General features: G+C 42.1%; 7 protein-coding genes. All 7 read left to right on the forward strand.

Annotated elements, in window-relative coordinates; translation table 11 throughout:
* Positions 1 to 69 precede the first annotated feature (69 nt).
* A complete protein-coding gene (locus tag OCK74_RS10805; RefSeq protein ID WP_279297048.1) occupies positions 70 to 4,173 on the forward strand; it encodes a hybrid sensor histidine kinase/response regulator transcription factor in 4,104 nt (1,367 codons plus the stop codon).
* 297 nt (positions 4,174 to 4,470) lie between these two features.
* Complete coding sequence (locus tag OCK74_RS10810) at positions 4,471 to 7,599, forward strand: SusC/RagA family TonB-linked outer membrane protein (protein ID WP_279297049.1); 3,129 nt, start codon at positions 4,471 to 4,473, stop codon at positions 7,597 to 7,599.
* A gap of 12 nt (positions 7,600 to 7,611) precedes the next feature.
* Positions 7,612 to 9,288: a RagB/SusD family nutrient uptake outer membrane protein gene (locus OCK74_RS10815; RefSeq protein WP_279297050.1), complete on the forward strand. Its 1,677-nt coding sequence runs from the start codon at positions 7,612 to 7,614 to the stop codon at positions 9,286 to 9,288.
* A gap of 134 nt (positions 9,289 to 9,422) precedes the next feature.
* Positions 9,423 to 11,861: a glycoside hydrolase family 2 TIM barrel-domain containing protein gene (locus tag OCK74_RS10820; protein WP_279297051.1), complete on the forward strand. Its 2,439-nt coding sequence runs from the start codon at positions 9,423 to 9,425 to the stop codon at positions 11,859 to 11,861.
* 26 nt (positions 11,862 to 11,887) lie between these two features.
* Positions 11,888 to 13,729 (forward strand): glycoside hydrolase family 35 protein, encoded by a 1,842-nt coding sequence (locus OCK74_RS10825; RefSeq protein WP_279297052.1) that lies wholly within the window; start codon positions 11,888 to 11,890, stop codon positions 13,727 to 13,729.
* Between the two features lie 431 nt (positions 13,730 to 14,160).
* Entirely contained in the window at positions 14,161 to 15,459 is a 1,299-nt protein-coding gene (locus OCK74_RS10830; RefSeq protein WP_279297053.1) for a glucuronyl esterase domain-containing protein, read from the forward strand.
* A gap of 28 nt (positions 15,460 to 15,487) precedes the next feature.
* On the forward strand, positions 15,488 to 16,846 hold the full coding sequence (locus OCK74_RS10835) for a Gfo/Idh/MocA family protein (RefSeq protein ID WP_279297054.1): 1,359 nt from the start codon (positions 15,488 to 15,490) through the stop codon (positions 16,844 to 16,846).
* Positions 16,847 to 16,875: the final 29 nt, after the last annotated feature.

Consider the following 16,875-nt stretch of genomic DNA (forward strand, 5'->3'; position numbering starts at 1 on the left):
ATATTTATTACAGTGCAATCTATTCATTTGCAAAGATTTCCACTTGAGTTTAATAACTGAACAAATAGAATGATGCTGCCTCTTTTTGTGAAAAGGAATTTGCTGCAATCGTATTGGTTGATTCTTTCATTCATTTTATCTGCGTCAGTAGTGGCGCAAGCCCCTGCTGTGAAATACCTCGGTATAGAAAACGGCTTGTCTAATAATGCTGTGAATACCATTTTTCAGGACCACAATGGCTTTATGTGGTTTGGCACCTACGATGGTTTGAACCGCTACGACGGCTACCAGTTTAAAACTTTCCGCAATATAATTGGTGACAGTACTTCAATTAATGCGAACAATATCAGCACAATTGAAGAAGACATAGACCATAATCTTTGGTGTGGAGGACAAAAAGGGATAAGCATTTATAACCCGGGCCAGTCAAAATTTTCATCTCCTCGGTACTTATTTATTAATGGGAAACAAACCAACTTGCTGAATGATAATGTAATTATAATCAAACGGTTAAAGAACGGCGATCTGCTGGCAGGTACCCAACACAATGGCTTGTTCGTATTTAAAAAGGGCACAAATGTTGGCCGGCAGATTCCACTAATTGCTGGGGGAAACAATAAGGGCAACTACGATGTAAACAGTATAGTATATGATTCAAAAAATCACCTTGCATATTTATTCATTCAGAATACAGGATTATTTACATATGAATTGAATACCCAAAAATTAGAGTTGAAGAGTAGTGCTATCAAACAAGGAAACTGTTTGGAGTTGGACCAACAGGGATATGTATGGCTAGGAAGTACCACCGGTCTTTACTATTTTAATCAGGTTACAGCAACTTTTTCTGAAAATATCACTCCCCAGGTGCACTCTATAGTCGACCTCTGCAAAGACAAAGATGGCGCACTGTGGATTGCTTCCAATGGTGATGGTGTTTGGGTCTTGCCCCCGAATGGTAAAAATGCATCACCGTTCGTATCAACAGATGGCCGATCATTGGTAAACAGTAACGCTATCTATTCCATTTATGAAGATAATGAGGGGCGAAAATGGATAGGTACATTGCGCGGTGGTATTAATACAATAGACTCAAAATCAGTACCCTTTAAACACATTGTCTATAACTCACTGGATAATTCAAATCTGGTAAACAACTTCATTTTCTCTTTTTGTGAAGGGAGTAAAAACAGTCTCTGGATTGGTACAGATGGAGCTGGGCTCCGTTACTGGGACCGAACCAGCAATTCTTTTAAAAATTATGTCCACAATCCAAATGATCCAAATTCTGTCAGCAGTAACTTCATTACCAGTATTGTAAAAGATTTTAATAAAGACATTTGGGTGTCTACATGGTTTGGGGGGATTAACCGCCTTAAAAAATCAGGTCAGGGATTCGAGCACTACTCCTGCTTCAATTCAAAAAACAAATCATACGATAACAATATATGGTTGTTGTTTGAAGATAGTAAAAAAAGACTATGGGCTAGTGCAAGCACGGAAGGAAGCTTGTATTTACTCAACAGGCAAACCAACAGTTTTGAAAATTTCGACCCCGCTATAACGAATCTTCAGTGTATGGCTGAAGATGATCAGGGAAATATCTGGGGTGGGGATTATTCTTCCCTGGTAAAACTGGACCTCACTAATAAGAAGCATACCTTTTATAATATTGGTCATGTAATTCGTTCAATTCATCAGGACAAAAAGAAAAGCTTCTGGGTGGGCACGCAGGATGGTGGCCTCCTGCTATTGGATAGAAAAACCGGTAAGTTTAAAAGATATACTACCTCAAATGGCCTTCCGAGCAATACCATTTTAAGGATTATTGAAGATACTAAGGGTAATTTATGGTTGAGCACTTATAATGGTTTATCTAGGTTCGATCCGAAAACACAGGTATTCCGGAACTTTTACCAGTCGGATGGATTGCAGAGTAACGAATTCAGCTTTAATGCAGGATTAGCCTTAACATCAGGCGAGATCGTTTTTGGTGGCATCAAGGGATTCAACATCTTCCATCCCGATAGTATATATGTTCAAAGTCAGAAACTGAACGTCTTCTTGGCTGGTTTAAGAATTGATAATGAGGAAGTTGTGGCGGAAAATGCCTACGTAACAGGTAAGGACCATGGTCTGATTAGGGAAATTACCATTCCATTCGACCGTGCAGTGATCTCCTTGGATTACCTCGCCTTGCAATACTCCGGGGCAGACAAAGTGAAATACGCTTATTATCTTGAAGGTTGGGATAAACACTGGAACTATGTTCAAAACACAAGGACTGCAAATTATTCGCGCTTACGGGAGGGCGACTATACATTTAAAGTTAAAGTGAGCAATCCTGCCGCAGGCTGGGGTAATGAATTAGCCTTAATTCGAATAATTGTATTGCCTCCCTGGTATCGGACATGGTGGGCTTATCTGGCCTACATTTTAATCGGGGGTGCCATTATTTATATATATCTGTTATACAAAAACAAACAGGCTAAGCTCCAATATGAAGTAAAGGTGGCCCACATTGAAGCACAGAAAGAAAAAGAGCTTCATGAAAATAAGATTTCCTTCTTTACCAATGTCTCTCACGAATTTAGGACACCCCTAACCCTGATCATAAACCCTATTAAAGACCTGATCCGGAAAAGTAAAGATGACCAGAGTCCTTTGGCCGATGATCTGAATGTGATTTACCGAAATGCCCACCGCCTGCTTAGGCTGGTTGATCAGTTATTGCTTTTCCGTAAAGTAGAAAGTGAGTCCGATCAGATGCGGGTATCCCTGATCGATCTGGTTGTGTTGTGCAGGGATGTATTTGAATATTTTGTACAGCAGGCTAAAAGGAATAATATTGATTATCAGTTTCTTTGCGAGGCCCAATCAATTGAACTATATGGTGATTATGAGAAATTGGAAGTCGCTTTCTTTAACTTGCTTTCCAACGCTTTCAAATTTACGCCCCGTGATGGCTCAATATCTCTAAAGATCCGCGAAGACGGTGAAAACGTTTTAGTAATTATCAGAGATTCTGGTCCAGGTATTCCCGCTCATATAGCTGGGAAGATATTTGATAAATTTCATCAGTCTTCTAAAAACGATTCGAAAAAAGGGTTTGGCATCGGTCTATATCTCGTTCGTCACTTTATTAATAACCATAAGGGAAGTGTTACCTGTAAAAGTGAGCCTGGTGAGGGTGCCGAATTTACAATTACGCTCAAAAAAGGTAATGTTCATTTTGATTCGATATCCATGATGGAAAACGATGTTGCTCGGAATTTGGCGCTTCCTGAAACATTGATCGAGTTGGATGAATTGCCGGTAGCCTCGCCTGCTCCGGAAAAATTGAAAGAGGGTCTTACTTCCTCAGAACTGGTTACAGAAAAAAGATCTATTCTTTTCATTGATGATAATGAGGAGATCCGGAAATACCTGGGCCGGATCTTGGAACGCCAATATTTATATTACGAAGCTTCAAACGGGGAGGAGGGACTCGCTCTGGCCGCAAAGGTCTTTCCTGACCTTATTATAAGTGATATTAATATGGATGGCATGAATGGCTTTGAGTTGTGTACCGCAATCAAAAACAATGAAGAATTAAGCCATATCCCCATAATTCTGCTGACAGCATCTTTGGCTTCCGATATGAAATTGAAAGGTGTGGAATTAGGAGCCGATGAATACATTACCAAACCTTTTGAGCAAGACTTGTTGATGGCTAAGATCCAGAACATTCTAAATAATAGAAATATACTCCAGCGATACTTTTTCGATAAAATAACTTTAAAGGCCAGCACCGTTAAAGTTCCTGAGGAATACCAGTACTTCATTAAAAAATGTATCGAAATAGTAGAAGAAAACCTGGGCGATGAAGATTTCAACGTCAAAAGACTGTCCCAGTTGATGGGTATGAGCCATTCTGCTTTATATAAAAAAGTAAAATCTATTTCCGGGCAATCCATCAGTGCCTTTATCAGTTCAATTAAATTCCGTCGGGCAGCCGTGCTGATGCTGAGCAGCAATTGCACCATTTCACAAGCTGCTTTCCAGGTCGGAATCAAGGACATGAAGTTTTTCCGGGAAAAGTTCGTGCAGCTTTTTGGAATGAATCCATCCGCGTATATTAAAAAGTACCGTCCTATATTCAACAAGGACCTGAATACGATAACCGGTCAATAACTGGCTCCTTTGCCACCTTTTTTGGCATTTCAGATAAAAAAAGGTGGTTTTTAGACTCCGAATACTAATTACCCTCCTATTTATATGGATTACTCCCCCAATCCTAAGGGGGGTACAATGATACTTTTGGTGTCTAAAACAATTGCTATGTCCATTTATTACAAACTGTTACCAAGGCAGCCTTTTAAGCCTGATTGATCAAATGACATCTGATCTTTTATCCTGTTTATGAAATATTGATAAATAGGTTTAGTTCTTTAATCCTCCTCTTTTTTACCATTTTTAAAAATTAACGTAATGAGAAATTGCTTGCAAGCAGGTAAGTGTCCCACTTACCAAAAGGGCCATTACTGGAGTCTATCAAATGGCGTCCCTGTTATTTTATTGTTCTTTTCCTTTTTCTTGTCATTACCCGGCATGGCACAAAAAACAGTTACCGGAAAGGTAACAGCAGGTGATAGTGCATTGTTGGGTGTAACCGTGCAGGTAAAGGGTACGACAACAGCAACCCAAACGAATAATAATGGAAATTTTAGCATCAGTGCTCCGGCAGATGCCACTTTAGTTTTTACCTACATCGGTTATAATATTAAAGAAGTCAAAGTTGGAAACCAGTCCAATCTTGATGTATCCTTGGTACAAGGCGGTAATCAAATGAATGAAATAGTGGTAGTAGGGTACAGCACCCAGAAAAAAGCAACCTTAACCGGGTCTATTTCTGAAGTAAAAGGCGCTGAATTGGTGAAAAGCCCACAGCCTAATCTTTCTAACTCCTTAGCCGGGCGATTTTCAGGTGTAATTATTAACAACAGGAGCGGTGAGCCTGGTTATGACGCGTCCAATATTACGATCAGGGGACTGGCCACAACCGGAAACAACGACGTTTTGGTAGTGGTAGATGGCGTTCCGGGACAGATCGGAGGTTTGGATAGGCTCGATCCCAACGACGTAGAAAGTGTGACCGTACTGAAAGATGCTTCCGCTGCCATTTACGGAAACCGCGCTGCGAATGGGGTTATTCTGGTAACGACAAAACGTGGAAAGACTGGTAAACCATCGATCACATATAGTTTCAACCAGGGATTTAGCTCGCCAACCAGGCTGCCTAAAATGGCTGATGCTGCTACTTACGCCCAGATCATGAATGAGATTTATTACTATGCCAGTCCAACCAGCGGTATGAATCAGGCATATAGCGAGGCGCAGATCCAAAAATTCAGGGATGGCTCAGATCCCCTGAACTATCCAAACACAGACTGGATAGATGCCGCGTTGAAAAAAGTGGCTTTACAAAACCGTCAGAATTTAGCCATCAACGGGGGGACAGAGAATGTAAAATATTTTCTCTCATTAGGTACTGTTTATCAGGATGGTATATATAAGCATGGAGTTGCAGATTATCATCAGTACAACTTCCGCTCAAACGTAGATGCAAATGTCACCAAACGCTTTAAGGCGAGCCTTTCACTTTCCGGCAGACAGGAAAACCGGATGTTCCCGGCTTATGGCGCAGGCGATATTTTCAGGTCAATTTATAGGGCCAAGCCCATCGTAGCTCCATATTATCCTAACGGCCTGCCCACTACTGGTATTGAGAACAATAATCCGGTGATGCAGGTTACTGATGTAGGCGGTACAGTCAATAATCCTACGCAAGTATTCAACGGAATTTTAAAGGGCAGCTATACAATTCCTGGTATAGAAGGTCTTTCTGTTGATGGCTTTTATGCCGTGGATGTAAGGCACAATTTTACTAAAGGCTTCTATACGCCTTATAATCTGTATAGTTACAATGCTGCCACAGGTTCTTATAGTACCGTGATTACAGGTGGATCAGCAGGAAAAGCTACACTGAATGAGTCTCAGACCAATCAAACCTTGACCACTTCCAACATCAAGTTGAATTACATTAGGCAGTTTGGTAGCCATAATATCAACGCTTTTGTAGGCTACGAACAAAGTAAAACGAATGAGGAAACTTTTGGAGCCTCTCGTTTAAACTTCCCAACGACCCAAACTCCGGAATTGTCACAAGGCGGAACAGCAGCTACAGATAAAAACAACTCAGGAAGCAGCTATAATTTCACGCGCAGGAGTATCATCAGTCGTCTTGCTTATAACTTCGAAGAGAAATATTTGGTAGAAGGTCAATTGAGGATCGATGGGTCTTCAACATTTGCTCCCGGCAACCAGTATGGCTACTTCCCTTCTATTTCTGCTGGTTATCGTATCTCTAAAGAAGACTGGTTCAAAAATAATATAATAAACGACCTTAAATTAAGGGCTTCCTATGGCTCCTTGGGTAACGATAACGTAGGCCTGTTCCAATATTATGAGAATTATGCTATAAGAGGCAATTATGTCCTTGGTACTTCTGGTGGCAATAGTATTATCCCTGGTATCGACTTGATCAAATTAGCCAATCCCGAGATTACCTGGGAAGTCGCTAAAAAAATGGATATAGGATTCAATGCTGCATTCCTTAAAAATTTCAACATTGAATTGATCTACTTCCAGCAAAAAAGGTCTGATATCCTGGCTAACAGGAACGCTTCATTGCCTGCTACTTCTGGTATCGTAAACCCATATGGATCTGATCCGCTGGTCCCTTCTGAAAATATGGGTAAGGTAAACAGCAATGGTTTTGAAGGTACATTAGGATACAATCATCCTGGTAAAATCAACTGGGGCGCATCAGGTAATTTCACCTATGCAAAAAGTAAAGTAATTTTCATTGACGAAGCTGCTGCTACACTTGCTCACCAACGTGTTACCGGTGGGCCGTTGAATACTTACCTGTTGTACAATGCTATAGGAATCTTCCGTACACAAGCTGATTTGGACAAATATCCCCATGTTTCTGGAGCCAAAGTTGGCGACTTGATTTTCGAAGATTACAATAAGGATAACAAGATCACAGCCGATGATCAGGTTAGAACGAATTACGGAAACATTCCCGAGTTAACATATGGCTTGAATTTGTATGCTGACTATAACGGATTTGACTTGTCCGTTGTATTGGCTGGTCAGTCAAGAGTGAGCCAATATGTTTTGCCTGAAGCAGGTAGCGTTGGTAACTTCTATAGTAGTTGGGCGGATAACAGGTGGAGTCCATCCAATCCGGATGGTAGCTATCCAAAAGTTTCCGACCGCGCTTCAAGTGCCATTAGCGGTGGATTATACAACAATACTTTCTGGCTGAACGATGCCTCTTTCTTACGCTTGAAAAACGTGGAGTTGGGTTACAACGTAAGGTCTGCATTATTGAACAGGATAAAAATTTCAGGAGTAAGATTGTACGCAAGCGCATTCAATTTATTCACCATTTCGAAGGTGAAGGATTATGATCCCGAAGGAAACAGTGGTAGCGGCCAGTTCTACCCGCAACAAAGAATCCTGAACCTGGGTGCAAACGTTAAATTCTAAATCTGCAACATCATGAAATTAAGATATAACAGGAAAATAAATATTCTGATCGCATCATTATTCATGCTTTCAGCTTGTAAAAAAGACTTTTTGGAGATCACGCCAACTGATAGAATTTCAGATGCGACAATATTGAGTGATTCATCCCTTTTCCAGAATTATGTGATCAACCGTTACATGGGTGTAAGATTGACCAACAAGGAAGGGGAAGGGGTTCCTCCGGGCTTCGGTAGGGCTTTTGAGTATGCCATGTGGAGCTCTCTGACAGATGAATCTATATACAACAATGATGATAATACCTGGTTGATTCAACGTGGTCAGTTGGCTCCGGAAAACCTGGGTATTGCCGGAACGATTTGGGGCAGAAGCTATAGAAGCATTAGGGAGGTAAATTATGCCTTGGCAAACATTGATAAAGTGCAGATGAGTGACGCTTTAAAAGCGAAGCTCATAGGAGAGTTGAAGTTTATTCGTGCATACCGTTATCAGGATCTGATTCGCAATTATGGACGCGTGGTTTTAATGGGTGATGCTGTTACAGAACTGGCAGATGATTTGACAAATCCTAAATTGTTCAAAAGAGCATCTATTAAAGAAGGCATCGATTATGCCGTTGCACAATTAAATGATGCAGCTCAGGCCTTACCTGTAAGTAATGACGATAGTTGGGCATTGGGCAGAGCTACAAAAGGTGCTGCCTTGGCTTTGAAATCTAGGCTTCTGTTATATGCTGCCAGTCCGCTCTATAATGCAGGATCCTGGGCTGATGCAGCTGCCGCAGCCAAAGCGGTAATGGATATGAATAAGTATAGTCTTTATCAGGGAGGTTATCGCGAATTGTTCCTGAGCGACAGGAATAATGAAGCGATTTTTGAAAGACTGTTCACTTTTGGCGCGCCCCACGTTAGGATGGAAATTGCAAATGGCCCTAATGGATACAATGGCTGGGGTGGAAACCTTCCTTTGCAAAATATGGTGGATGATTATTTGATGGCCAATGGAAAACCTATTACGGACCCAACCTCTGGTTATGATCCCCAAAATCCTTATGCAAACCGCGATCCCAGGTTCTATGCTACGATATTATACAATAATGCATCTTATCGTGGAAAAACTGTAGAGACTTTTATGCCAGGCGGTAAAGATAGCCCTGATGGGCCATCAAACTGGAATACATCCAAAACAGGCTACTATTTGCGCAAGTTTATGGATGATACCAATCCAATCGATAACCCATGGGATGTGGCAGGCAGACAACCTTGGTTCTATTTGCGATATGCAGAGATCCTCCTGAACTACGCTGAAGCACAAAACGAAGCCGTTGGTCCCGATGCCACCGTATACAATGCTATCAATAGCATCCGTAGCAGGCAATCTGTTAACATGCCGGCGGTTCCCGCAGGACTTTCCCAGGCACAAATGAGAGATGTGATCAGGAATGAAAGACGTGTGGAGTTAGCTTTCGAAGAGCACCGCTTTTATGACGTACGCAGATGGAAAATTGCAGAAGTTACCGAGAATGTTCCTGCTTATGGAATCAAGGTGACGAAGTCTGGTAGTTCGTATACTTATAGCAGTAAGGTCGCTATAGATGGGAAAAGCTTTGCTGCAAAACACTACTGGCTACCCATTCCTAGATCTGAAATTCAGGCATCTAATAACCAGTTAGAACAAAACCCTGGTTATTGATTTCAATCATAAAAAACAATGCCATTAAATGTATATTTGACGCAATCAAAGCTTGTTAAAGCCCCCTGGTTGCGTCAAATATGACAACAAGCCTTTGAAGGTTATTCAATACTCGCTACTAACTAGTAATAACGATGAGAATTAAACTAATTTGCCATTGCCTTTTTGCGTTGATCTCCTTACTGTATCTATCTGCTGGCGCTCAACTTTCTGGTAAGTCTATATTATTCAATAAGGGCTGGAAGTTTCATAAGGGAGATATCAGCAATGGGCCGGATGCTACCTTGAAAACAGATGATTGGCGCCAGGTCGATTTGCCTCATGATTGGAGTATAGAAGGCCCCTTTAGTGAAGAATGGGCAAGTGCAACAGGATACCTGCCAGGCGGAATTGGTTGGTATCAGAAATCTTTCTCCGTTCCTGCAGAATGGAAATCAAAAAAGGTATACATCTATTTTGATGGCGTTTATAAGAACAGCTCTGTTTGGATCAATGGACATTACCTGGGCAATCGTCCCAATGGCTTTATCCCTTTTCAATATGAGCTTTCTAAATTTTTAAAGTGGAATGGTCAGAACATCATAAGTGTAAAAGTTGACCATAGCCAGTTTGCTGACTCTAGATGGTATACAGGCTCTGGTATTTACAGGGATGTTTACCTTGTAGTAAAGGATCCCGTACACATTGCACAATGGGGTGTTCAGTTTACGACGCCTAAAGTTTCAAAAGACCTTGCTGAAGCAAATACCAGGGTGTACATGGTGAATAATACTTCGCAAAAAACTACGGCAACAGTAGAGGGCTTGTTAACCAGTCCGGATGGAGTAATCGTGGCTAAAGCAACAGGCCAATTGACATTGGCAACTGCTGATAGTACCTATACAGATCTGAAGTTCCAGGTGAAAAACCCTCAATTATGGTCAGTTGATGCACCAAAGCTTTACAAGCTTTCTGTGAAACTGAAATCAAATGGAAAAGTTACAGACGAGTGGAACGATCTTGTCGGAATTAGAAATATAAGGTTTGATGCAAATGAAGGTTTTTTCCTGAATGGTCAGAACCTCAAAATAAAAGGTGTTTGTATTCACGATGATGCAGGTGCCCTTGGAGTAGCTGTACCTGAAGAGGTTTGGTTGCGCAGGCTTCAGTTATTAAAGGAGGCCGGGTGTAATTCAATTCGGATGAGCCATAATCCGCATGCTGACTATTTATACAAGTTGTGTGACAGGCTTGGATTTTTAGTTATGGACGAAGCTTTTGATGAGTGGGAGATGGGTAAAAACAAATGGATAAAGGGATGGAACGTAGGCACACCTGGTAAAGACGGTTATAGCCAGTACTTTACACAGTGGTCAGCTACTGACTTAAGAGATATGATTTTAAGAAGTTTCAATCGCCCTTCTGTTTTTATGTGGAGCATTGGTAACGAGGTAGACTACCCGAATGATCCATATTCGCATGAAGTATTGAACACTGGGCGCAACCCCCAGATATATGGAAGAGGCTACCTGAAAGATCATCCGCCCGCAAGCAGGTTAGGCGAATTGTCAAAACAGTTGGTTGAGGTGGCAAAGAAATACGATACCACAAGGCCCATTACTGCAGCATTGGCCGGAGTGGTGATGTCCAATACAACAACATATCCGGACAATTTAGATATTGTTGGTTATAACTATCAGGAGCATCGCTATGACGAAGACCATAAAGCCTATCCAAACCGGTTTATCTATGGAAGCGAAAATGGAATGCAGCTAAGCGCCTGGAATGCTGTCGATTCTAACCAATATATTTCCGCTCAGTATTTATGGACGGGTATTGACTATTTAGGTGAAGCTGGGCGCTGGCCAGAACGTAGTAACAGGGCTGGTTTATTGGATCTGGCTGGTTTTCGTAAACCAGAGTATTATTTCAGGCAAAGCTTATGGTCAGAAAAGCCAATGATATACATTGGCACAGCTCCGGTTCCAAAATCAGAAGATAGAGGCGTATGGAGCCATAAACGGGCAGAACCTCACTGGAACTGGAAACAGGGAGATACGGTTAGGGTGAATTGTTTTACCAATTGCTCGGAAGCTGAATTGTTTTTAAATGGCAGATCATTGGGCAGAAAAACCATCTCATCTTTTAATAACCGGATTATTCATTGGGATATAGTGTATCAGCCAGGGATGCTAACTGTAAAAGGATATAATGAACAGCATAGCAAAGCAGCAATGACAACTGTAACGGATACTTTGAAAACTTCAGGAGCAGCTTATGCCATCAAAGCATGGGAAGAGAAGACTGCTTGGGATGGAAAAACAACATTATCCCATTTGGTAATGCAGATCGTAGATGAAAATGGGATCCCTGTGTATGATGCGGAAAATGAAATTTCAGTTCAGTCTGAAGGCGCTGAACTCTTAGGACTGGAAAGCGGAAGTTCAAATAGTCATGAAGATTATAAATCAGGCAGGCGGAAAGCTTTTCACGGCAAACTGCTTGCTTATCTGGATAAAAGTCAGCAGGTTAAGAGTGTGAAACTGACACTTAGCTCGCCAGGCCTGAAGACTACTTCGATTGTATTGAAATAATTAGTGGTTACAATAAATTTTTATTCATGGTAAGGATCAAAAAAAATGTATTATTACTAGGTTTTCTTTTTTTGACTGCTATGGGTTTTGCGCAGAAACCCAGGCACACATTTAATTTAGGCGATTCGGCTTTTCTCCTGGATGGTAAGCCTTTTCTTATGATTTCCGGCGAGCTCCATTATCCCCGTATACCGAGAGAAGCCTGGCGGGCTCGCATGAAAATGGCCAAGGCTATGGGAATCAATACCATCGGTACCTATGTGTTCTGGAATGCTCATGAACCCCAGAAAGGCAAATATGACTTCTCCGGTAACAACGACATTGCAGCCTTTGTAAAGACCGCTCAGGAGGAAGGACTTTGGGTAGTCCTGCGTCCTAGTCCCTATGTGTGTGCTGAATGGGAATTTGGCGGTTATCCTTATTGGTTACAAATCCAGAAAGGCTTGGAAGTGCGAAGCAAGGAACCGCAGTATTTAAAAGCCTACAGAAATTACATCCTTCAGATAGGTAAGCAACTGGCTCCCTTACAGGTACATCGCGGTGGCAACATTTTGATGGTGCAAATCGAAAACGAATATGGTTCTTACGGCAGTGATAAAGAATATCTCGACATCAACAGGAAGATGTTCATCGAAGCTGGCTTTGACGGCCTGCTCTATACCTGCGATCCGGCTTCTGATCTGGTAAAAGGACACCTGCCGGGCCTGATGCCTGCTGTAAATGGACTGGATAAACCAGCACAAGTCAAGAAGTTGATTCGTGATAACCATAATGGCAAAGGACCCTTTTATATCGCAGAATGGTACCCTGCCTGGTTCGACTGGTGGGGAACTCCTCATCATACTGTGCCCGCAGAACAATATGTAGGCCGCCTGGACTCTGTGCTGGGCGCTGGCATTTCTATCAACATGTATATGTTTCATGGAGGTACTACCCGTGGCTTTATGAATGGTGCTAACTACAAAGGCAATACACCTTATGAGCCCCAGATTAGTAGTTATGACTATGATGCTCCATTAGATGAAGCAGGGAATGCTACAGAAAAATTCATGAAGTTCCGCCAGGTAATTCAAAAGCACTTGCCTGCAGGACAGTCACTTCCGGAAGTGCCAAAGGCAAAACCAGTGATCAGCATTCCTTCCATTCAGTTGACGCAAGCAAGCAACTTGTTTGATGTATTGCCAGCTGCAAAAGTCAATGCAACCCCGCTTACATTTGAAGACTTGAACCAGGCATATGGATTCGTTCTGTACCGCACTTCAGTAGAAGGAGGTGTTTCTGGTTTATTGAAGATCAAAGACCTTAGAGACTATGGTCTGGTGTTCATTAACGGTAAACGTGTAGGCGTATTGGACAGAAGATTAGCTCAGGACAGTTTGAATGTAACACTGCCGGAAGGCAAGGTAACCCTGGATATCCTGGTTGAGAACCTAGGTCGTATCAACTTTGGTCCCTACCTGCTCCAAAACAAAAAAGGCATTACCGAAAAAGTAATGCTGAATGACAAGGAACTCACAGGTTGGCAAATGTTCTCACTACCATTTGATCATATGAATGCCCTTACTTTTAAAAACGGTAAGTCTGCTGCTGATCTTCCTGTGTTGAGAAAAGGAATCTTTGAAGTGAAGCAAAAAGGAGATACATATTTGGATATGAGCAACTGGGGTAAAGGTGTGGTTTGGGTCAATGGCCATAATTTAGGCAGGTATTGGGAAATTGGTCCCCAGCAAACTGTTTATGTGCCTGTGGAGTGGCTGAAACAAGGCAAAAACGAGATCATTGTTTTCGAATTGCTGAAGCCGGAACAAACAGAACTCAAAGGGATCACTAAGCCTATCCTGGACGTCGTAAAAAAGCCCAACATCTGATAATCATAGCCCGCTGGAAAAACATGATTCCAGCAGATAAATCAATAATTCCCCGGTATACAACTCATGTACTGGGGATTTCTTTTAATATTTTCTTCCTCTTTCCTCTTCTCCCCATAAAACCGCGACCCCTCTATCTCCCCACCTGCTCCCTACCAAAGCCCACACAAAGCCCTACCAAAGCCCAGGATAAAGCCCGAAAATGGCAAATTTCTTCCTTAAACATACTCATAAAGAAATTTAGCAGAAGGTATTAACGCAACTGCACTCAGAAGGTAAATGGTATGCTGATGATAAACGGATCAGTGTAATGACAGTGAATGAGTAATAACTGACAGGACTTCAATGTTTATTTTCGTTAAAAAAGCTGCATTTTGGAAAGCAATAATATAAAGAATGCTTTATCTTAAACGCTTAAATAACTGATATAAATGAAGCTTTTCTCAATAAATAAGTTAGTTATCCTTGTAGTATCTATACTGGCTTCATCTTTCCTATATGCCCAAACAGAAAATCTACCCAAAACTTCTGCAGGCTTTCCTGTCAACTATAATGAAGATTCCGTGGGGAATTATACACTTCCCGATGTGTTGACCTTGCAAAATGGAAACAAGGTAACCGATACCAAAACCTGGAACGAAAAACGCAGGCCTGAATTAATAAAATTATTCGAGGAGCAACAGTTTGGGAAAATGCCGTCACGGCCGGCCGAAATGACTTTTAATGTATTTGACAAGGGTACACCGGCTTTTAATGGAAAAGCGATTCGTAAACAGGTGACAGTATATTTCACAAAAGATACTACACAGCATAAAATGGATTTGCTCATTTATCTGCCTGCAAATGCAAATAAGCCAGCTCCCTTACTGCTGGTAATAAACTTTGCAGCGAATTCCAATGCCGTAGACGACCCTGGTGTGAAACAAGGCTATATATGGTCCAGGGAAGGACAGAAGATACCTGCTGCCCAGGGAAGAAGTATGGGCAAGTTAGATGTGGCCAGCTTTGTTGCTGAAGGAATTGGCATTGCCACTGTATATTACGGAGATATTGAACCAGACTTTAAAGGTGGTATTCAGTTTGGCATTAGAGGCCATTACCTGAAGCCTGGAACGACGCAGCCTGCTCCTGATGAATGGGGTGCTATTTCTGCTTGGTCATGGGGCTTGAGCCGTGCAATGGATTACTTCGAAACCGACAAGCAAATTGATGCAAAACGTGTGGCCTTACAAGGCACCTCTCGCTTAGGGAAAACGGTTTTGTGGACAGGTGCTCACGACCCGAGATATAAGTTGGTAATTGCCAGCTGCTCAGGCGAGGGAGGAGCTGCCTTAAGCAGGCGCAATTATGGAGAAAACATCGCACACATGACTGACACTTCGCGCTATTATTACCAGTTTGCTCCAAACCGGCACAATTATGCTACTGATTTCAACAGTGCACCTGTTGATGCACACATGCTCGTTGCATTAATGGCGCCAAGACCTCTTTTGTTGCAAACTGGAGATACGGACTATTGGTCTGATCCTAAGGGCGAATTCTTAGCCGCAGTAGCTGCCGAACCTGTGTACAAACTGTTTGGTAAAAAGGGGCCGGGGACAGATGTGATGCCTAAGGCGGGAGAACAAACGATGTTAAATACCCTTGGGTATTACATGCACGCCGGCGGTCACGGTACCATTCCTTCCGATTGGCCCGTTTATATAGCATATCTTAAAAAGTATTTGTAAACCTTATTGTTAATTATAAACTCGTCATATGAACAATTCACGTCGTCATTTTATTAGAAATTCAGCATTGGCTGGAGCTGGTGTATTGGTCTCTAAAATGGGATGGACAGCTCAGAGCTATAGAAGGATCATGGGGGCTAACGATAGAGTAAGAGTGGGCGTTGTAGGCTTTGCCGACAGGCATAAAAACACGCACATGCCTTGTTTCCTGAACCACTACAAGGAATTAAATTTTGATGTTGTTGCTGTTTCTGATATATGGAGTAAACGGAGAGAAGAAGGTGCTGCGTTATGGAAAGAAAAAATGCAGCATGATATCGTCGCTTGCAGAAACAACGAAGAAATGTACAACCAAAAGCTGGTGGATGCTGTGTTCATTGCTACTGCAGATTTTCAGCATGCTTTACATACCATAGAAGCCGTGAATGCTGGTTGCGATGCTTACGTGGAAAAGCCATTTGCGGAAACCATGGAAGATAACAGGGCGGCACTCAAAGCAGTTAAAGCCACAGATAGAATTGTGCAGATCGGCTCGCAAAGAAGAAGCGGTGCAAACTACCATGCTGCAAGAGAATTTATTAAGTCTGGTAAGTTTGGTGCGATCACGATGGTAGAATTGACTTGGAATGTAAATCAGCCAATGCGCTGGCGTAGGCCGGAGGTAGTGGCGCAACTAAAAGAAACAGATACAGACTGGAAAAGGTTTCTGATGAACAGGCCATATGAGTCCTTCGATGCAAGGAAGTATTTGGAATATCGTTTGTTCTGGCCTTATTCATCGGGCTTGCCAGGCCAATGGATGAGCCATCAGATAGATACTGTACACTGGTTTAGCGACCTCCAGCATCCCCGGAGTGTAGTGGCCAACGGAGGTATCTACATGTGGAAGGATGGTAGAAAAAATTGGGATACCATCTACGCTGTATTTGACTATGGTCCGGTCGATGATCCCTCAACAGGTTTCCAGGTGACTTTTGGATCACGCATGCATAATGGTTCTGAAAGACCTGCGGAGATTTATTACTCAAATGGCGGTGAGCTAAACCTCAATACAAATAAAGTTTCTCCGGAAGGTGGTCTTACAGAAAGGATGGCCGCTCCGGCAGGCATGAAACCATTCCTGCTGCCTGAGGTAAGTTTGGCGAATACAGAACAAGTGGTAGCTTCTGCTAATACAGGCGGTGATCAGCTAACATCAAATCACATTCGTAATTGGATGGAGTGTGTACGCAGCAGAAAACAACCAAATGCTCCAGTGGAGGCCGGGTATAGTCATTCTATTGCAACAATTATGACCAATGCCGCCGTGATCACTGGAAAGAAAGCCACATTTGATGACAAGAAACAGGAAATAATGGTTGACGGCAAAAAATTCAAACCTTATTGATCTTAATCTAACAAAATATTAAAAACACG

The organism is Paraflavisolibacter caeni (assembly GCF_025628885.1).
GTDB lineage: Bacteria > Bacteroidota > Bacteroidia > Chitinophagales > Chitinophagaceae > Flavisolibacter > Flavisolibacter caeni.

What these genes read in the sequence shown, in the direction of transcription:
- OCK74_RS10820 (WP_279297051.1), top strand. Translation starts at nt 9,423, where the DNA reads ATGAGAATTAAACTAATTTGCCATTGCCTTTTTGCGTTGATCTCCTTA.
- OCK74_RS10815 (WP_279297050.1), top strand. Translation starts at nt 7,612, where the DNA reads ATGAAATTAAGATATAACAGGAAAATAAATATTCTGATCGCATCATTA.
- OCK74_RS10810 (WP_279297049.1), top strand. Translation starts at nt 4,471, where the DNA reads ATGAGAAATTGCTTGCAAGCAGGTAAGTGTCCCACTTACCAAAAGGGC.
- OCK74_RS10825 (WP_279297052.1), top strand. Translation starts at nt 11,888, where the DNA reads ATGGTAAGGATCAAAAAAAATGTATTATTACTAGGTTTTCTTTTTTTG.
- OCK74_RS10835 (WP_279297054.1), top strand. Translation starts at nt 15,488, where the DNA reads ATGAACAATTCACGTCGTCATTTTATTAGAAATTCAGCATTGGCTGGA.
- OCK74_RS10830 (WP_279297053.1), top strand. Translation starts at nt 14,161, where the DNA reads ATGAAGCTTTTCTCAATAAATAAGTTAGTTATCCTTGTAGTATCTATA.
- OCK74_RS10805 (WP_279297048.1), top strand. Translation starts at nt 70, where the DNA reads ATGATGCTGCCTCTTTTTGTGAAAAGGAATTTGCTGCAATCGTATTGG.